The sequence below is a fragment of the Acidovorax sp. AC410 genome (assembly GCF_979253235.1).
In genome coordinates this window covers 3,574,606-3,592,701 of the sequence record NZ_CEEDCG010000001.1, presented here as the reverse complement: position 1 = coordinate 3,592,701, position 18,096 = coordinate 3,574,606, and the positions used below count along the sequence as shown (strand labels likewise).

Below are 18,096 nucleotides of genomic sequence, written 5' to 3'. Positions count from 1 at the left end.
GATTCGCTCAGCCCTGCGCCAGCGCGATCACGACGGCGTTGTCTTCGACCACCAGCAGCACCCGGCTGCCAGCGCGCAGGCCGCTGTCGGGCACGGCAAAGCCCACCATCTGGATACCGACTTCCAGCTCGGCAGACACCTCGTCGCCCGTTTCGCCGCGCACCACGCGCACGGCCTTGGCTGGCAGCCGGCAGAAACCGGGCTCGGCCAACGGCAAGTCGGACCCGGCGCGCTCCACCCGCACCGCCGTGGCCTTGCACAGGGCCTGCACCATCAGGCCCGGAGCCAGGCCCAGCAGCTCGGCGCTTTCGCGGGTGATGCGGGCGCAGAGGAAGGCGTCGGCATCCCCGCCACGGCCCAGGTGAACGCGCACGATCTGGCCCAGTATTTCAAGCCGCTGCACGGTGCAGGGCCACTGGTTGCGCATGCTGGTGCGCACCGCCAGGCGTGCTGCCGCCGGGCCTGCCCGGCCCTCCCAGCGAGCAAGCACGGCGCTGCGCGCCTGTGCCATGGCATCGGCGGCGGCCAGCAGCTGATGGCCGGCATCGGTCAGTTGTGCACCACCGCCGCCGGCCCCCCCTACGGCGCGGTCCACCAGGGACGTGCCCGCCAGGTTGGTCAGGGTGTCGAGCGCCTGCCAGGCGGCCTTGTAGCTCACGCCCACGGCGCGCGCGGCCTGCGAGATGGAGCCGCCCGCGCCGATCTCGCGCAGGATGGCGATGCGCTTGTCGGCCATGTCATGGCTGAGCGCACCGGCGAACGAAACGCAAGGGCTGCCGGGCATCGCGCGGGGATGCTGTGCCTAGCGCCGATTGCCCAGCGCCAGCACCGAGATGCCCGAGGCGATGAAGGTGATGCCGGCGCCGGTGTTGAGCCACTTCGTGGCGCGCGGGCGCCGCGCCAGCCAGCCCGAGAGCTGCGCCGCGCAACTGCCCAGCACCGAGAAAATGAGGGCCGTGAGCACCGCGAAGATGGCGCCGTACACCAGCATCTGCGTGGCCACCGGGCCGCGTGCGGCATCCACGAACTGGGGGATGAAGGCCAGCACGAACAGCCCCGGCTTGGGGTTGAGCACGTTGGAGAACAGGCCCACGCCGAACACCTTGGCCAATGGCTGGCGCGCGGCCGGCGTGAACGAGATCAGGTTGCCCGAGGTCAGCGCCTTGAAGCCCAGGTACAGCAGATAGGCGGCGCCCGCGATCTTGACGGCCCAGAAGGCCAGCGGCGACGCCTGCACGATCAGCGTGAGCCCCAGCGTGGCCGCCACGGTATGCACCATGATGCCCAGGCCCGCGCCGATGGACGACAGCGTGGCCGCCAGACGCCCCTGGCTCAGGCCCCGGCTGATCGCCAGGATGTTGTCGGGCCCCGGCGCAAAGACCACGATGATCACGGCGGCAAGGTAGGCGGCGAGGATTTCGGGAGGGAACATCATGGCCACAGTGTAGGGTGTGCCGCCCCGAAAGTCCTTTCCGGGCGGCATCGGGGCAGTGCTTCTATACTTTCGCTATTCCATCACTGAATAGCGCTTGCGCGCCCTACCGCCATGCAGATGCCCGCCGCCCGCCTTCTCTCCCTTCTCGGCCTGGCCCTGGCTGCCGCTGCCACGGCCCATGCCGGGCAGGTCTCGGTGGCCGTGGCCGCCAACTTCACGGCGCCCATGCAGAAGATCGCCGCCGCGTTCGAGGCCGACACGGGTCACAAGGCCGAGTTGTCGTTCGGCGCCACGGGCAAGTTCTATGCGCAGATCACCCACGGCGCGCCGTTCCAGATTTTGCTGTCGGCCGACGACACCACGCCGGCCAAGCTGGAGCGCGAGGGCAAGGTGGTGGCCAACTCGCGCTTCACCTATGCCATCGGCACGCTGGTGCTGTGGAGCGCCAAGGAGGGCTACGTGGACGACAGGGGCGCCGTGCTCAAGACCGGCGACTTCAAGCACATCGCCATCGCCAACCCCAAGCTGGCCCCCTATGGCCTGGCCGCCACGCAGGTGATGGACAAGCTCGGACTGACCGCCACGCTGCAGCCGCGCTTCGTGCAGGGCGAGAACATTGCGCAGACCTACCAGTTCGTGGCCACGGGCAATGCGCCACTGGGCTTCGTGGCCCTGTCGCAGGTGATGGTGGACGGCAAGATCGCCCAGGGCTCGGCCTGGCAGGTACCGGCCGAGATGCACGAGCCGATCCGCCAGGATGCGGCGCTGCTGGAAACCGGCAAGGGCAATGCAGCGGCCATCGCATTGATGCAGTACCTCAAAGGCGAGAAAGCCAGAACCATCATCAAGTCCTACGGCTATAGTTTCTGACGCGCGACTGCTTTCAAATACATAAGACCGACTCAACCACCCATGCCTTTTTCCAGCGCCGATCTTGCGGCCATCGGCCTCACGCTGCGGCTGGCGGGCACCACCATGGCGCTGCTGCTGGTGCTGTGTACGCCACTGGCCTGGTGGCTGGCGCACACGCCCTCGCGCTGGCGCGGGCCGGTGTCGGCGGTGGTGGCACTGCCGCTGGTGCTGCCGCCCACGGTGATCGGTTTCTACCTGCTGGTGACCATGGGGCCCAACGGGCCCATCGGGCAGTTCACGCAGTGGCTGGGCATTGGCGCCCTGCCCTTCACCTTCTGGGGGCTGGTGGCGGGTTCGCTGATCTATTCGCTGCCGTTCGCGGTGCAGCCGCTGCAGGCGGCGTTCGAGGCCATCGGCAGCCGGCCGCTCGAAGCCGCGGCCACGCTGGGCGCCGGGCCGCTGGACCGCTTTTTCACCGTGGCGCTGCCGCTGGCGCGCCCGGGCTTCATCACCGCGGCCATCCTGAGCTTTGCGCACACGGTGGGCGAGTTCGGCGTGGTGCTCATGCTGGGCGGCAACATCCCGGGCGTGACGCGCGTGGTCTCGGTGCAGATCTATGACCATGTGGAAGCGCTCGAATACACACAGGCGCACTGGCTGGCGGGCGGCATGGTGCTGTTCTCCTTCCTGGTGTTGCTGGGGCTGAACCTCACGCGCCGCCGCGCGTCCATGGTGTCGTGATGGCCGACGACCAGATTGCCGCACGCCTGGTGCTCGCCCGCCCCGGCGGCTTCACGCTCGATGTGGACCTGCAATTGCCGGGGCGCGGCGTCACCGCCCTGTTCGGCCCCTCGGGTTGCGGCAAGACCACCAGCCTGCGCGCCATCGCGGGGCTGGTGCGCGCGCAACCGGGCCGCGTGGTGGTCAACGGCGAGGTCTGGCAGGACGATGCGCAGCGCATCTGGCGGCCCACGCACCAGCGCGCGCTGGGCTACGTGTTCCAGGAGGCCAGCCTGTTCGACCACCTGAGCGTGCGCGGCAACATCGACTACGGCCGCAAGCGCACGCCCCGGGAGCGGCAGCACACCGTGGCACTGGACCAGGCGGTGGAGCTGCTGGGCATCGCCCACCTGATGGACCGCAAGCCCCATGCCCTCTCGGGCGGCGAGCGCCAGCGCGTGGCCATGGCCCGGGCCCTGGCCACCGGCCCGCGCGTGCTGCTGATGGACGAGCCCCTGGCCGCGCTCGATACCCAGCGCAAGGCCGAGGTGCTGCCCTACCTGGAACGGCTGCACCAGGCGCTGGACATACCGGTGCTCTATGTGAGCCACGCCATCGACGAGGTGGCGCGCCTGGCCGCGCACATGGTGCTGATGCAGGACGGCCGGGTGCTGGCCAGTGGGCGCACCGAAGACATGCTGGTGCGGCTGGACCTGCCGCTGGCGCATGGGGACGCGGCTGCCTCGGTGGTTGAGGGCACGGTGCTGCGCCACGATGCGCACGACCACATCACCACCGTGCAGTTCCCCGGCGGCCAGCTGCTGCTGGCCAGCCCCACCGAGCGACCGGCCGGTGGGGCGGTGCGCCTGCGCATCCAGGCGCGTGATGTGAGCCTGACCTTGGCCGAGCAGGTGGATACCAGCATCCTCAACATCCTGCCCGCCACGGTGGTGCAGGTCAGCGAAGACAGCCCCGGGCAGTGCATGGTGGCGCTCGATGCCGGCCCCACGCGGCTGCTGGCGCGGGTGACCCAGCGCTCGGCCGTGGCCCTGGCGCTGGAGCCGGGCCAACGCGTGTACGCCCAGGTCAAGGGCGTTGCCATCGTGAACTGATCTCCGAGGGCCTTTCGTCACGGACAATCCCCCAGGCCTCGCCATCGGCAGGTCGTATGATGACCGCCCAAGATTTGGGGGGAAGGGAAAGAATGTTTTCAATCGGGCATGACGCCACGCAGGCGTTCGCAGTGGGCTTTCCACCGCTGCTTCACAGCCTGCTGTTCTGGATCTTCGCCTCGCTGGTCGTGCATGTGTGCCAGCGTCTCGTGGAGCACACGGCCTTCGCCATCGACCCGTCGAGCCGGCGCATCAGCGCCTCGCATGCCGCCCTGTGCATCGGCTGCATCGTGTGGGCGCTGGACGTGGTCGGCATGCTCATGTATGCCGAGCTGGCCGGCCATACGCTGGGCCTGGTGCCGGCGCTCACCGGCCTGGTCATCATGGCGCTGAGCGCGCGGCTGACCGTTCCCACACTGAGCACCAGCACCAGCAAGGCGCGCATCGTGCTGGCGGGGGCCGGGCTGTCGCTGGGCATGTTGACCGCGCACTTCACGATCTCCGAAGGCTATGTATCGAGCTATGCGCGGGTGAACGGCCCGGCCATCGTGCTGGCCCTGGCCACGGCCATGGGCATCGCCGTCTACACCTCCATACGCCACCGCGCGGCCAAGATGAGGGCCTTGACGCGCATCTACACTCCCCAGACCTGGCAGGACAAGCTCCTGGCCGGCGCCGCCATCCTGGTGCTGCACTGGCTGCTGGTGAACACCTTTCCCCTGGAATGGCACGACAGCGCCGCGCCCACCGACGGGGTGGCGCTGCTGGTGATCGTGCTGCTGTTCGGCATGGCCATTGCCACAGAGCAGTTGAGCAACATGCGCTTTGACCAGGCGCGCCAGCAATTGCTGCGCCGCGGCCTGTCGCTGATGCGCACCTCCAGCTATGAAGTGCGCCCGCCCGAAGGAGACATCCAGCTGTCGCTGATCGCGGACCAGTTGCCCCTGCTGCTGCAGCCCGACCAACTGGCCCTGCACTTCCAGCCGATTGCCGACCTCGACCGCGGCGAGGTGCAGTTCGAGGCGCTGCTGCGCGTGCGCAGCGAGCTGCTCGGCGCCATCCACCCCGAGGCCTTCCTGCTGGTCTGCGAACTGCAGGGCAAGACTCCCCTGGTGGACCGGCTGATCCTGGTCAACGCCATGGGCTGCGCCTGCCGATGGCGTGGCGAAGGCATGGCAGGCGCGAAGTTCAGCGTGAACGTGGCGCCGGCCACCCTGCTCGAAGAAGACTTTGCGCCCTGGCTGCAGGCCGAGCTCGCGCGCCATGCCCTGCCCGGAAGCGCTCTCAAGCTGGAGCTGACCGAACACGCCCTGATCGCCAGCGGCCCGCGCATGCTCGACTCCATACGCCGCCTGCAGGCCATCGGCGTGGGCGTGCTGATGGACGACTTCGGCGCGGGCTATTCCTCGCTGGGCATGCTGGCCGACCTGCCGATTGCCGGCATCAAGTGCGACCGCCTGTTCGTGCGCCAGCTGGCCCAGGACCCGCGGCGCCAGTCGATGCTGCGGCATGTGGGGGCGCTGGCCAGCGAATTCGGCCTGTCGGTGGTGGTGGAAGGGGTCGAGACCCCGGCCGAGCTGCAGACCCTGGCGGCCTGCGGCCTGCCCACCATCCAGGGCTATGTCTTTTGCAGACCCATGCCGGCCGCTGACGTGCCCGGCTGGAACCAGGCCCAGTGGCCCCAGCACCTGGCCACACTGCGTGCCCAGGCGGGCACGAGCGACTCCCCCGAACCCCACGCCCCCACGCCCACAGCTGCCGCCTGGATGCAGCAGCCCCAGGGGGCCAGCCAATGAGCACCGCTGCGCTGACCGCCCTGGTGCTGGGGGGCTATGGCAACTTTGGCGCACGTATCTGCCGCGCACTGGCCGGCGACCCCAGCATCCACCTGCTGGTGGCCGGCCGCAGCGCCGCCCAGGCCCAGGCCCTGGCAGCCACGCTGGGCCCGGGCGCCCAGGGCGTGGCGCTGGACCACAGCGCGCCCGGCCTGGTGCAGGCATTGCGGGCGCTCGGCGTGGGCCTGGTGGTCCACACGGCAGGGCCCTTCCAGGCCCAGGGCTATTCGGTGGCCGAGGCGGCTGCCGAAGCCGGCGCGCACTACATCGACCTGGCCGACGGGCGCCGCTTTGTCTGCGACTTCCCGGCGGCGCTGCACGACCGGTTCACGGCGGCGGGGCGCACGGCGGTTTGCGGCGCCAGCACCGTGCCGGCGCTGTCCTCGGCCGTGGTGGACCACCTGTGCGCCGGCTGGCAGCGCATCGACAGCATCGACATCTGCATCGCACCGGCCCAGCGCGCGCCGCGCGGCCAGGCCACTCTGGCGGCCGTGCTCAGCTACTGCGGCGAAGCCATTGCCGTGTGGGAGCAAGGCCGCTGGCAAAACCGGCTCGGCTGGGCAGCGCCCACCCCTGTGCAGTTCCAGCGCCTGCGCCCGCGCCTGGCGGCGGTGTGCGACATCCCCGACCTGGAACTGCTGCCCGCCCACTACCGGGTCACGCAGCGCGTGAGCTTTCGCGCCGCGCTCGAGGTGGGCCTGGCCCAGCGGGCCTTTGCCGCCATCGCCGCACTGCGCGCCTGGGGCCTGCTGCGCCGCCCCGAGCGCCTGGCTGGGCTCATGCACCACACCGGCTGGGTGTTCGACTTTTTGGGCACGCCGCTGGGCGGCATGGTGGTGCGTGTGGCCGGTGCCGATGCAGAGGGCGCCGCACACCACCGCGCCTGGCACATTGCCGCCGACAACGACCACGGCCCCGAGATCCCGTGCATGGCCGCCATCCTGCTGGCACGCCAGCTCGCCCGAGGCCAGGCCTTGCCGCCCCTTCCCCTGGGTGCCCACACCAGTACCAGCCTGCTGCCGCTGGCGGCCTTCGCGCCCGAATTCGCGAAATGGGGCATGGTGACGGATGTGGTGGAAGAGGCCACAGCCCCATGAGCGAAGCGCACCGCCGCCTGCTGCGCTACAGCCTGGTCTTCGTCTGGCTGGCCACCGCGGTCGCCAGCGTCTGGGAACTCGACGGGCAAAGCCGCCAGTTGCTGTCCACCCTGCCCTTCAACAGCCCGCAGCTCACCACCGCGCTGATACTCTGCGGTGCCGTCGCCGATGCGCTGGTGGGCCTGTGGATTGCGTTCCGGCCCGGCCGCGCGGCCTATGCCGTGGCGCTGCTGCTGATGGGGGTGATGACGCTGCTGGCCACCGCCATCGAGCCCGGGTGGTGGCTGCACCCCTTCGGCCCGCTGACCAAGAACCTGCCGATCGCCGCCATCCTGATCGTGCTGCTGCGCGACGCCAAGCCATGAGCCTGTACCTGACCCTCAAGTGGATCCACATCGTCTCCAGCGTGCTGCTGGTGGGCACGGGCCTGGGCTCGGCCTACTACATGTTCTTTGCCAACCGCAGCGGCAACCTGCAGGCCCAGGCCGTGGTGTCGCGGCTGGTGGTGCGGGCGGACTGGTGGTTCACCACGCCCACGGTGTTCATCCAGCCCGCCACCGGGCTGGCCATGGTACACATGGCAGGGCTGCCGCTGTCCACCCCCTGGCTGGCCGTCTCGCTGGCGCTGTTCGTGCTGGCGGGCCTGTGCTGGCTGCCCGTGGTGTGGCTGCAGCTGCGCATGCGCGCCCTGGCCCAGCAGGCGCTTGACGCCGGCAGCGATGCCCTGCCCGCCACCTACTGGCGCTATGCCCGCTGGTGGGAGGCGCTGGGCTACCCGGCCTTCGTGGCCATGGCCGTGGTGTTCTACCTCATGGTGGCCAAGCCCTCTCTGGAATTCTGAACGCCGGTCAGGGTGCCGCAAAGCCCATCCGTCGGAACACCGCCTGGGCCGGTTCCGAGAGCAGGGCCTGCACGAATGCATGGGCGGCGGGCGGTGCGTCCGAACGCACCGCCACGCCGTAGGCTGCGCCCACCTGCAGTTCAGGGGGTACCTGCACCACCTGCAGACGCGGCAGTTCCCGCTGGCTGGCGATGGCGTTGGTGCAGTAGGTCAGGAAGACATCGGCCTGCCCCTGGTCCATGACCCAGGCATAGGTGCCGCGCCCTGCAGGCGACTTGGGCGAGTGGGCACCGCCCGTGAGCTGCAATGCCTTGGCGTCCAGCACCGCGAAGGCCCCCGGCTGCACCGCCTCGGCACGGCGGAACAGCTCCCAGGCATAGTCGCCCGACGGGTCGGCGAGGGGTGTGGAGGTGCCCACCCGGATATCGGGCCGCAGCAGCGTCGCCAGCAGCGTGGTGGAAGCCACCTGCACCTGCTCGCCAGCCAGCGCACACAGGCCGTTGCGCACGAACACCACGGGCGCCTGCCAGCCGCCCCGGGCCGCCAGGCGCGCCGGGTGCTGCGTATCGGCCGAGGCGAACACCTGGGCCGGCGCGCCCTGCTCGATGCGCTCGCGCAGCAGACCCGAGGCGCCGAAGCTCAGTTCCACCGGCTGGCCGGTGCGCGCCTGGTGCGCGGCGGCCACTTCGGTGAACACCTCGCGCAGGCTGCCTGCGGCATAGACCTGCAGCGCTGGCGCGTGCGCCGCGGGCGGGCTAGCGCAACCCGCCATGGCCAGTATGGCCCCTGCCACCAGGGCCGTGGGTATCCAGCGGTGCATGGCGCGGGCCCACCCCTACTTGCCGGCGTTGGGGAAGAACAGCTGCTCGCCGCCGATCTTGTAACCGGCGATGCTGGCCTGTCCGCCAGGCGATACCACCCAGTCCACGAACTTCTGCGCGTCCGGCACCTTGACCTGGGGGTGCTTGGCCGGGTTGACCACCATCACGCCGTACTGGTTGAACAGGCGCGTGTCACCCTCCACCAGCACCACCATGTCGGCGCGGTTCTTGAAGTTCAGCCAGGTGCCCCGGTCGGCCAGCACGTAGGCGCCGCTGGAGGCGGCGATGTTCAGCGCCGGGCCCATGCCGCAGCCGCACTCCTTGTAGCCGCTGCCCTTGGCCGCCTCGGCGCCCGCCAGCTTCCAGTAGCGCAGCTCGGCGGCGTGCGTGCCGCTCTTGTCACCGCGCGAGATGAAGGCGACATTTCCGGTGGCCAGCTTCTTCAGGGCCTCGACGATGTCCTTGCCCTGCGTGCCTGCCGGGTCTGCCTTGGGGCCCACGAGGATGAAGTCGTTGTACATCACCGGGTAGCGCTTGACGCCCCAGCCATCGGCCACGAACTTCTCCTCGGCCACCTGGTCGTGCACGAAGAGCAGGTCGGCATCGCCGCGGCGCGCCATGTCCAGCGCCTGGCCGGTGCCCAGGGCCACCACCTTGATGTCGATGCCGCTGGCCTTCTTGAACTCGGGCAGCAGGTAGCCGAACAGGCCCGACTGCTCGGTGGACGTGGTGGACGCCATGGTGATGTGGGCCTGCGCCGATGCCGCGCCGTGCGCAAGGACGATGGCCAGCGCGACCACATGGGGCGCGAACGGGAGGTGGCTGCGTGGGGTGGTCTTGTGCTGTCTCATCCGATTTCTCCTTTGACGAACAAACGCGCGGCCTCCGGCAGGGGGCCGTTGAAAAACTCATGCACTGGCAGGTCGGCCACGATGCGGCCCTGCTCCAGGTAGACCACGCGGCTGGCCAACCGCTTGACCTGGCCCAGGTTGTGGCTGCTGAACACCATGCTCACTGCCTGTGCGCTGCCATCCGCAGGGCTGGCTGCCAGGTCGGCCATCAGGCCCTCGACCTCGCGCTTGGCATGCGGGTCCAGGCTGGCGGTGGGCTCGTCGAGCAGCAGCACGCCGGGCCGCAGGGCCCAGGCCCGGGCCAGCGCCACGCGCTGCTGCTGGCCACCCGAGAGGGTGCGCGCGTTCTGCAGGGCGATGGATTCGAGCCCCACGCGCCGCAGTGCCGCCAGGGCCTGGGCCCGCGCGTCGCGCCAGTGCGTGCCGCGCAGCCACAGCGCCAGCGCCACATTGTTCAGCGCACTTGTGCGCAGCATGTGCGGGCGCTGGAACAGCATGGCCTGGCGCTGCGTGGCGTCGCGCTGCACTTGGCCGGCACTGGGCGCCACCAGGCCGTGCAGCACGCGCAGCAGGGTGCTCTTGCCACTGCCATTGGCGCCCACCAGGGCCACGCGCTCGCCGGGGGCAATGCGCAGGTCGATGTCGGCCAGCGCCTGCACGCGCCCGTAGCGCACGGCCAGTCCGTTCAGCTCGAAGAGCAGGGACAGCGCGGGCAAGGCCACGGGAAGGGGCTCCGGGTGCCTCATGCCGCCACCCCTACCAAGGCGTCGGAGGCGCCGCCATCGACCCGCTCGCGCCAGCGGCGCAGCAGGGCGATCAGCACGTTGAGCGCCAGCACCACGCCCAGCAGCACCAGGCCCAGCGCCAGGGCCAGGGGCAGGTCGCCCTTGCTGGTCTCCAGCGCGATGGCCGTGGTCATGACGCGGGTGAATCCATCGATGTTGCCGCCCACGATCATCACCGCGCCCACCTCGGAGATGGCGCGCCCGAACGAGGCGATCAGCACCGTGAGCAGCGCATAGCGCTCATCCCAGGCCAAGAGCAGGCTGCGCAGCAGCGTGCCCGCGCCCAGCGAACGCAACTGCTCGCCATGGGCGCGCTCGGCGTCTTCCACCACCTGGCGCGTGAGCGCGGTGACCACCGGCAGCACCAGGATGGCCTGGGCCAGCACCATGGCCTTGAAGCTGAACAGCCAGCCCAGGGCGCCGAACGGGCCGCTGCGCGAGAGCAGCAGGTAGACCACCAGCCCCACCACCACCGAGGGCACGGCGAGCAGGGTGTTGAGCACCGCCAGCACCGCGCTGCGGCCTGCGAACCGGGCCACGCCCAGCCAGGCCCCGAGCACCAGTCCTGCGGCACAGGCCAGCGCGCAGGCCGTGGCGCTGACCGACAGGGACCGGCCGACGATGGTCCACAACGCCGGATCCCCCGACAAGGTCAGTTCAAGGGCGGTGGCGGCGCTTTGCGTCAGGGTGGACATGCTTGGGCTATCGTATGGACCTCCTCCTTCTCCAGCGATATGAACGTCCGTGCATAGGGTCCAACTTCACTACACACTCAGCCGCGATGCGGGCGACACCCAGATCCGCAATCCCCTGCCCGAACTGCTGCAGGCGGTGGCCGAGCAGGGATCCATCTCGGGTGCGGCGCGCGCGCTGCAGCTGTCCTACCGCCATGTCTGGGGCGCCCTCAAGCGCTGGGAGGAGCAATTGGGCGGTGAATTGATCATCTGGGGCAAGGGGCAGTCCGCGCAGCTCAGCGAGTTCGGCGCCAAGCTGCTGTGGGCCGAGCGCCAGGCCCAGGCCCGGCTGGCACCGCAGATCGCCGCCCTGCACGCCGACCTGGAGCGCGCGTTCGCCGTGGCCTTCGACGACCAGGCGCATGTGCTCACCATGTATGCCAGCCATGACGATGCCCTGGCCGCGCTGCGTGCCTACGCCGCCACGCCGGGCGAAACCGGCGCGCTGCACCTCGATATCCGCTTCACCGGCAGCGTGGACGCGATCCGCGCGCTCAACGAGGGCCGCTGCACGATTGCCGGCTTCCACACCCGCGAGGCCCCCGCCGCCGGTTCGCTGGCCGCCCGCACCTACAAGCCGCTGCTGCGACCGGGGCACCACAAGATCATCGGCTTTGCCCAGCGCACCCAGGGGCTGATCGTGGCGCGTGGCAACCCGCTGGGCCTGCAGACGCTGGCCGACGTGGCCCGCCAGGGCGTGCGCTTCGTGAACCGCCCCCTGGGCACGGGCACGCGGGTGCTGCTGGACGACCTGCTGGTGCAATCGGGCCTCGGCCCCGGTGACCTGCAGGGCTATGCACACTACGAGCCCTCGCACACCGCCGTGGCCCAGGCGGTGGCTGCGGGCGCGGCCGACGTGGGCGTGGGTATCGAACTGGCGGCCCATGCCCGGGGCCTGGGCTTCGTGCCGCTGGTGCAGGAGCGCTACCACCTGGCCTGCCTGAAATCCACGCTGGAGCAGCCGGCCACCCAGGCGCTGCGCGACCTGCTGCAGACCGCCGCCTGGCAGGCGCAGATGGCGGCGCTGCCCGGCTATGCCCCCATGCACTGCGGCGAGGTGCTTTCCATGAGTGCCGTGCTGCCCTGGTGGCAGTTCGCCCGGCCCAAGCCTGCGCGGACCTGACAAGAAAGCCCCGCAGGCAGCCCGCGCAGCCGGGGCCATCCCTGCGGCAATCCCAGCAGCGGCAAGGCCTGGCACGGGGTGACTGAGGAAAACCCTATCCCCGCGCGTCAGGCTTTATTCAGCGCCCAGGGGGTACCATCCGCGTTACTTTCAGACACCCGGCAGCGCTTCGGGTGCGTCTGCGCTCTTTTCAAAACCCCAGGAGACACAAGGTGTCAGCACTTCTCAAATTGGCTTTGGGCATGGACTGGATCTCCAGCCAGCTCAGCAAGGTGGCAACATGGACCGTGCTTGCGGCGGCCATGATTTCGGCGGGCAATGCCTTCGTCCGCTACGGTCTTGACTACAGCTCCAACGCCTGGCTGGAGATCCAGTGGTACCTGTTTGCCGCCACCGTGATGATGGGCGCGCCCTTCGTGCTGTACATGAACGAACACGTGCGCGTGGACATCATCTACGGCAAGCTGCGCGGCAACAAGCAGGTGTATGTGGACATCATGGGCCTGGCGCTGTTCCTGCTGCCGGCCATGGGGCTCATCGCCTACCTGAGCTGGCCCTTCTTCCTGCGCGGCTTCGTCTCCGGTGAAATGTCCGGCAACTCGGGCGGCCTGATCCGCTGGCCCGCCCTGCTGCTGTTGCCGGTGGGCTTTGGCCTGATGTTCCTGCAAGGTGTCTCCGAGATCGTCAAGCGGGTGGCCCACCTGCGCGGCATCTACCAGATGAACACCCACTATGAAAAGCCGGTGCAATAACCGGGGCCGATGAACACCCCATCGTGACACGGCAGTCCTCCCTGCGCAGCCCGCCGGCCCGCCCCGCCCGCTAGCGCCCCGACTGCGCCTTCATTCCCGGATACTCAGGAACAACAAAATGCATATGGAAAACTTTGCCCCGATCATGTTCGCGGGGCTGGTGCTGGTGATGCTGATCGGCTTCCCCGTCGCCTTCTCCCTGGCCGCTCTCGGGCTGGCTTCGGGCTTCTTCGCCATCGAGATGGGCTGGTTCCCGGCCGTCTTCATGTCCAACCTGCCGATCAACATCTTCGGCATCCTGAGCAACGAACTGCTGCTGGCGATTCCGTTCTTCACCTTCATGGGCGCCATCCTCGAAAAGTGCGGCCTGGCGGAGGACATGCTCGACTCCATGGGCCAGCTGTTCGGCACCGTGCGCGGCGGCCTGGGCTACTCGGTGATCATCGTGGGCTTCATCCTGGGCGCCATCACCGGCACCGTGGCTGGCCAGGTGATCGCGATGGCGCTGATCTCGCTGCCCGTGATGGTGCGCTATGGCTACAACATGCGCTACGCCACCGGCGTGCTGGCGGCCTCGGGCACCATCACGCAGCTGGTGCCGCCATCGCTGGTGCTGATCGTCATGGCCGACCAGCTCGGCCGCTCGGTGGGCGACATGTACCGTGGCGCCTGGGGCCCCTCCATCCTGCAGGTGCTGATCTTCGCAGGCTACACCTTCATGCTGGGCGTGTTCAAGCCCCACTACATCCCCGGCATTCCGAAAGACGCGCGCACGATGTCTGGCGCCAAGCTGTGGCTCAAGTGCCTGCGCGGCATCATCCCTTCGGCGCTGCTGATCTTTGCCGTGCTCGGCTCCATGGGCGGCCTGCCCGGCATCGACACCGCCATCGCCACGCCGACCGAGGCCGGCGCCATGGGCGTGGTGGGCGCCATGGTCCTGGCGGCCATCCACAAGCGCCTGACCTTGGCCCTGATGTGGGAGGCCATGCAGGGCACCATGCGCCTGACGGCCATGGTGGTGTTCATCCTGATCGGCGCGCGCGTGTTCTCGATGGTGTTCCAGGGCGTGGACGGCGCCAAGTGGGTGGAGCACATGCTGTCGGGCCTGCCCGGCGGGCAGATCGGCTTCCTGATCGCGGTGAACCTGTTCATCTTCTTCCTGGCGTTCTTCCTCGATTTCTTCGAGATCGCCTTCATCATCCTGCCCATGCTCGGCCCGGTGGCCGACAAGCTGGGCATCGACCTGATCTGGTTCGGCGTGCTGCTGTGCGTGAACATGCAGACCAGCTTCATGCACCCGCCCTTCGGCTTCGCACTGTTCTACCTGCGCGGGATTTCCAATACCCTGTTCAAGGAGGGGCGCATTCCCAAGCCCATCCTGTCGAGCGACATCTACATGGGCGCCATCCCCTGGGTGATCATGCAGCTGCTGCTGGTGACCATCGTGATCTTCGTGCCCCAGACGGTGACCATGTTCCTGCCCAAGGCCGAGGTCATCGACACCGACAAGGTGCAGATAGAGGTGCCCGCGGACGACCTGATGAACTCCGAACCCAACTCCTCGGGCGCTGGTGAGAATCCGTTCGGCGACCCCGCTCCGGCGGCCTCGGATGCCGCACCGGCAGCGGCGCCTGCGGGCTCCGACGCCAAGCAGTGAGAACGCAAGAAATGGCGACCCTGTCCATGCTGAACCAGACCCCCATGTCCATGCCGGAGCCGTTTCGCTTCACCCCGCAAGGCGGTGAGGTGGCTGGATCGGCCTTCTCGCCGACCTTTCGCGCCCTGGCCACGGTGATCGTGGGTGGCTGCGCCATCTGGTTCGCCCAGTTGTGGACGCGCGGCGCCCTGGGCTCCAGCACCGGGGTGAGCACCGGCGCGGGCTGGTTCATCGCCGGCCTGGTGCTGATGGCCTGGACCTGGTGGAGCATCATGGTCAGCCGCACACGCATCAGCAAGGACGGCCTGCACCAGCGCTGGGTATGGGACAAGGCCCTGCCCTTCGACGACCTGGCCTACGCCAAGCTGATCCGCGTGCGTGGCCTGGGCTGGCTCATCGCCCCGCGCCTGTACGTGCGCACACTGGCCGGCAAGTTCACCGTGTTCTACGGCGCCACGCCGGAGCTGATCCAGGAGTTCGAGCGCGTCAGCGCCGAACTCAAGGCCTTCCGCAGCTTCTGAGCGCCTGCCCTCCCCACTCAAACCGCGCCCTGGCGCGGTTTTTTCTTGGGTGTTTGTAGCCCATGCAATCCGGCGATGGCCGACCACCAGGAGCGTGCGCAGCCGATGCTCCCTCTCTCGCGCACGCTCCTGGCTAGAGTCGCCAGCCCTGCATGGCACTGCGAAGGCCTGGCTGCACCCACCACCCTGCTGGCACCTGCGAGGGGAAATCGCCAAGACCCGAGCCCGCGCTGGACTGAACCGGACCGAGAAGCGCCGCCCCTTGTCAGCTGGCAACAGGCCCCCGTCAGCACCATAAAAAAACCGCGCCGAGGCGCGGTTTGTGGGCAATGACGGGCCAGGGCCGTATCAGAGCTTGACGGTCTGCATGTAGCTGTCGAAACGGCTTTCGGCCACGCGGAACCATGCCACCTGGTCGCGCTGGAAGGCACGGAAGTCGGCGAAGATCTTCTTCCACTCGGGGCTCTTGGCGTCGTTCTCGGCATACACCTCTTGCGATGCCTTGAACGAGGCGTCGAGCACGTCCTTGGTGAAAGGCAGGAGCTTGATCTTGGCGCCGATCAGCTGCTTCAAGGCCACGGGGTTGCGAGCGTCGTACTTGGCCAGCATGTCCGATGCGGCCTGGGCCGATGCAGCCTGCACGATGGCCTTGTTTTCAGGCGTGAGTGCGTCGAAGGCCTTCTTGTTGATGTAGAAGTCCACCTCAGGACCGCCTTCCCACCAGCCAGGGTAGTAGTAGTGAGGCGCAACCTTGTTGAAGCCCAGCTTCTGGTCGTCGTACGGACCCACCCACTCGGCGGCATCGATGGTGCCCTTTTCGAGCGCCTGGTAGATTTCGCCGCCTGGCAGGCTCTGAGGAACCACACCCAGCTTGGTCATCACGTCACCGACCAGACCGCCACCCAGGCGCATCTTCAGGCCCTTGAGGTCGGCGACCGACTTGATTTCCTTGCGGAACCAGCCACCCATCTGGGTGCCCGTGTTGCCGCCGGCAAAGCTGATCATGCCGTAGGTGGCATAGAACTCGTCCATGAGCTTGCGGCCGTTGCCGTGCATCATCCAGGCATTCATCTGGCGTGCGTTCATGCCGAAGGGAATGGCCGAACCGATGGCGAACGCGGGGTTCTTGCCATAGAAGTAGTAAGGCACGGTGTGGCAGGCTTCCACGGAGCCTTGCTGCACGCCGTCCACCACGCCGAAGGCGGGCATCAGCTCGCCGCCGGCATGCACGGAGATTTCGAACTTGCCGCCCGACATGGCCTTGACCGCGTTGGCAAACACTTCGGCACCGCCGTAGATGGTGTCCAGGGGCTTGGGGAAGCTCGATGCCAGGCGCCAGCGCACGGCGGCCTGCGCATGCACGGCCGGTGCCACACCGGCGGCGAGGACACCGGCAATACCGGCATGCTTGATGATTGAACGACGATCCATGAGTTCTCTCCGAATACTTGTGATTGCACACCCTGGCATGCAGGCGGGTCGCCCGCGGCCAAGAACCTTCTAGCCCGATTGATTGTAGGAACATGCCCCCCTGTGGATTTGCGGGTTTTCCCGTGAAATCCCGCCCTCTGGATGAGGGCTTCAGGGTTCTGCAAGCATCGGTCCCCGATCTGAACGCCAGGCCATCGAAAACGGCGCGGACCCAAGCCAGGCACTGCCCGCCGCACGGGTGGCGCCCCTATGGCGGGCTGGCGCACAGCGACTGCGGAAGTTAGATCTTCTGATCCGACATGAAACTGTCGAAACGTGCCTCCGCAAATCGGAACCACAGGATCTGGTCGCGCTGGAATTTGCGCATGTCCGCATAGATCTTCTTCCACTCGGGGCTCTTCGCATCGTTCTGCGCAAAGGTCTCCATCGAGGCGCGGAAAGCGGAGTCCAGGATCGCTTGCGAGTACGGCAGCACCCGGGTCTTGGCGGCCACCAGTTGCTTGAGTGCATTGGGATTGAGCGCGTCGTAGCGGGCCAGCATGTCGGTGTGCGCAATCGAGGTCGCCGCCTCGATGATGAACTTGTACTCGGGTGAGAGCGTGTTGTAGGCCTTTTTGTTCACGTACAGGTCAACCTCGGGCCCGCCCTCCCACCAGCCGGGGTAGTAGTAGTACGGCGCCACCTTGTTGAAGCCCAGCTTCTGGTCGTCGTAGGGGCCGATCCACTCGGCCGCATCAATGCTGCCCTTTTGCAGCGCCTGGTAGATGTCGCCCCCCGGCAGGCTCTGCGGAATGGCACCCAGCCGCGCCATGACCTCGGCCACCAGGCCGCTGCCCACGCGGATCTTGAGGCCCTTGAAGTCGGCCGGGGTCCTGACCTCGCGCAGGTACCAGCCGCCCATCTGCGTGCCGGTGTTGCCGCAGGCAAAACTCACTATGTTGAAGCCGGCATAGAACTCGTTCATGAGTTTGCGGCCATTGCCGTGCAGCATCCAGGCGCTCATTTGCCGGGCATTGAAGCCGAAGGGCACCGTGCATCCCAGAGCGAATGCGGGGTTCTTGTCGTAGAAGTAGTAGGGTACGGCATGGCACATCTCCACCGTGCCGCTCTGCACGCCATCGACCACCTCGAAGGCCGGCATCAGTTCGCCGCCACCATGCACGGAAATCTCGAACTTGCCGTTGGAGAGAATGCGCACGGCCCGTGCGAACACCTCTGCGCCACCAAAGATATTGTCCGAGGACCGGGGGAAACTCGATGCGATCCGCCACCGCAGCGTGGCCTGCGCATGCACGGCTGGTGCGGCGCCCGCAGCCAGTACACCCGCCAGGCCGGTGTGCGTGATGAGCGAACGGCGATCCATACAGCGTGTCTCCTGTTTCCGCGGGGGGTGGGGGCGGCAGCGAGCGCTGCGCAGGAAGGGGGTGCGCGTGCAGATCCTTGCAGCGCGCCTGCATTGTAGGAGGTGACACGCCGGCCCGCTGTGCGGGTTTTCGGCAGGCGCGTGGACCTATGCCCTCGCAGCGCTG

The 18,096-nt window shown here is 68.2% G+C and carries 19 protein-coding genes; 11 read left to right on the top strand and 8 right to left on the bottom strand.

Annotation, left to right across the window (positions count from 1 at the left end; all coding sequences use genetic code 11):
* Positions 1-7: 7 nt before the first annotated feature.
* Together AC0IZS_RS16710 and AC0IZS_RS16705 are read right to left on the bottom strand one after the other, a co-directional pair.
* A complete protein-coding gene (locus AC0IZS_RS16710; RefSeq protein ID WP_471636625.1) occupies positions 8-784 on the bottom strand; it encodes a TOBE domain-containing protein in 777 nt (258 codons plus the stop codon).
* A gap of 18 nt (positions 785-802) precedes the next feature.
* A complete protein-coding gene (locus AC0IZS_RS16705; protein ID WP_471636624.1) occupies positions 803-1,435 on the bottom strand; it encodes a LysE family translocator in 633 nt (210 codons plus the stop codon).
* Positions 1,436-1,546: 111 nt separating this feature from the next.
* Between AC0IZS_RS16705 and modA the strand changes: the two genes are divergently transcribed.
* The 7 genes from modA to AC0IZS_RS16670 all read left to right on the top strand — a co-directional run bounded on the left by modA (position 1,547) and on the right by AC0IZS_RS16670 (position 7,892).
* Complete coding sequence (gene modA / locus AC0IZS_RS16700) at positions 1,547-2,305, top strand: molybdate ABC transporter substrate-binding protein (protein ID WP_471636623.1); 759 nt, start codon at positions 1,547-1,549, stop codon at positions 2,303-2,305.
* Between the two features lie 42 nt (positions 2,306-2,347).
* Positions 2,348-3,028 carry a molybdate ABC transporter permease subunit gene (gene modB, locus AC0IZS_RS16695; RefSeq protein ID WP_471636622.1) on the top strand — a complete coding sequence of 227 codons (681 nt, stop codon included), beginning with the start codon at positions 2,348-2,350 and terminating at the stop codon, positions 3,026-3,028.
* Complete coding sequence (gene modC / locus AC0IZS_RS16690) at positions 3,028-4,119, top strand: molybdenum ABC transporter ATP-binding protein (protein ID WP_471636621.1); 1,092 nt, start codon at positions 3,028-3,030, stop codon at positions 4,117-4,119. Before modB ends, modC begins: the two co-directional genes overlap by 1 nt.
* 92 nt (positions 4,120-4,211) lie before the next feature.
* Positions 4,212-5,915, top strand: a complete 1,704-nt coding sequence (locus AC0IZS_RS16685) for an EAL domain-containing protein (protein WP_471636620.1) — start codon at positions 4,212-4,214, stop codon at positions 5,913-5,915.
* The gene (locus AC0IZS_RS16680; RefSeq protein ID WP_471636619.1) at positions 5,912-7,051 is read left to right on the top strand and encodes a saccharopine dehydrogenase NADP-binding domain-containing protein; all 1,140 of its coding nucleotides are present in this window, start codon (positions 5,912-5,914) and stop codon (positions 7,049-7,051) included. The genes AC0IZS_RS16685 and AC0IZS_RS16680 overlap by 4 nt, the downstream gene beginning before the upstream one ends.
* Complete coding sequence (locus tag AC0IZS_RS16675; protein ID WP_471636618.1) at positions 7,048-7,416, top strand: DoxX-like family protein; 369 nt, start codon at positions 7,048-7,050, stop codon at positions 7,414-7,416. The genes AC0IZS_RS16680 and AC0IZS_RS16675 overlap by 4 nt, the downstream gene beginning before the upstream one ends.
* Positions 7,413-7,892 carry a DUF2269 family protein gene (locus AC0IZS_RS16670; protein WP_471636617.1) on the top strand — a complete coding sequence of 160 codons (480 nt, stop codon included), beginning with the start codon at positions 7,413-7,415 and terminating at the stop codon, positions 7,890-7,892. The genes AC0IZS_RS16675 and AC0IZS_RS16670 overlap by 4 nt, the downstream gene beginning before the upstream one ends.
* Positions 7,893-7,899: 7 nt before the next feature.
* Here AC0IZS_RS16670 and AC0IZS_RS16665 read toward each other — a convergent pair whose 3' ends face one another.
* Genes AC0IZS_RS16665 through AC0IZS_RS16650 form a run of 4 tightly spaced genes read right to left on the bottom strand, consistent with a single transcriptional unit; the run spans position 7,900 to position 11,044 of the window.
* The gene (locus tag AC0IZS_RS16665; RefSeq protein WP_471636616.1) at positions 7,900-8,712 is read right to left on the bottom strand and encodes a molybdate ABC transporter substrate-binding protein; all 813 of its coding nucleotides are present in this window, start codon (positions 8,710-8,712) and stop codon (positions 7,900-7,902) included.
* A gap of 15 nt (positions 8,713-8,727) precedes the next feature.
* Positions 8,728-9,564, bottom strand: coding sequence for an ABC transporter substrate-binding protein (locus AC0IZS_RS16660; RefSeq protein WP_471636615.1), 837 nt, complete (start codon positions 9,562-9,564; stop codon positions 8,728-8,730).
* Complete coding sequence (locus AC0IZS_RS16655) at positions 9,561-10,310, bottom strand: ATP-binding cassette domain-containing protein (RefSeq protein WP_471636614.1); 750 nt, start codon at positions 10,308-10,310, stop codon at positions 9,561-9,563. Before AC0IZS_RS16655 ends, AC0IZS_RS16660 begins: the two co-directional genes overlap by 4 nt.
* The gene (locus AC0IZS_RS16650; protein WP_471636613.1) at positions 10,307-11,044 is read right to left on the bottom strand and encodes an ABC transporter permease; all 738 of its coding nucleotides are present in this window, start codon (positions 11,042-11,044) and stop codon (positions 10,307-10,309) included. Before AC0IZS_RS16650 ends, AC0IZS_RS16655 begins: the two co-directional genes overlap by 4 nt.
* 49 nt (positions 11,045-11,093) lie before the next feature.
* Here AC0IZS_RS16650 and AC0IZS_RS16645 point away from each other — a divergent pair, with 49 nt between their 5' ends.
* From AC0IZS_RS16645 to AC0IZS_RS16630, 4 genes are all read left to right on the top strand, one after another.
* Positions 11,094-12,206, top strand: coding sequence for a substrate-binding domain-containing protein (locus AC0IZS_RS16645; protein WP_471636612.1), 1,113 nt, complete (start codon positions 11,094-11,096; stop codon positions 12,204-12,206).
* 212 nt (positions 12,207-12,418) lie between these two features.
* Positions 12,419-12,958 (top strand): TRAP transporter small permease subunit, encoded by a 540-nt coding sequence (locus tag AC0IZS_RS16640; RefSeq protein ID WP_471636611.1) that lies wholly within the window; start codon positions 12,419-12,421, stop codon positions 12,956-12,958.
* A gap of 118 nt (positions 12,959-13,076) precedes the next feature.
* A complete protein-coding gene (locus AC0IZS_RS16635; protein WP_471636610.1) occupies positions 13,077-14,615 on the top strand; it encodes a TRAP transporter large permease in 1,539 nt (512 codons plus the stop codon).
* 26 nt (positions 14,616-14,641) lie between these two features.
* Entirely contained in the window at positions 14,642-15,136 is a 495-nt protein-coding gene (locus AC0IZS_RS16630) for a hypothetical protein (RefSeq protein ID WP_471636609.1), read from the top strand.
* 348 nt (positions 15,137-15,484) lie between these two features.
* On the opposite strand, the gene AC0IZS_RS16625 is transcribed toward AC0IZS_RS16630, so the two are convergent.
* Together AC0IZS_RS16625 and AC0IZS_RS16620 are read right to left on the bottom strand one after the other, a co-directional pair.
* Positions 15,485-16,567, bottom strand: a complete 1,083-nt coding sequence (locus tag AC0IZS_RS16625) for a TRAP transporter substrate-binding protein (protein WP_471636608.1) — start codon at positions 16,565-16,567, stop codon at positions 15,485-15,487.
* Between the two features lie 280 nt (positions 16,568-16,847).
* Positions 16,848-17,930, bottom strand: coding sequence for a TRAP transporter substrate-binding protein (locus AC0IZS_RS16620; protein ID WP_471636607.1), 1,083 nt, complete (start codon positions 17,928-17,930; stop codon positions 16,848-16,850).
* Positions 17,931-18,096 lie beyond the last annotated feature (166 nt).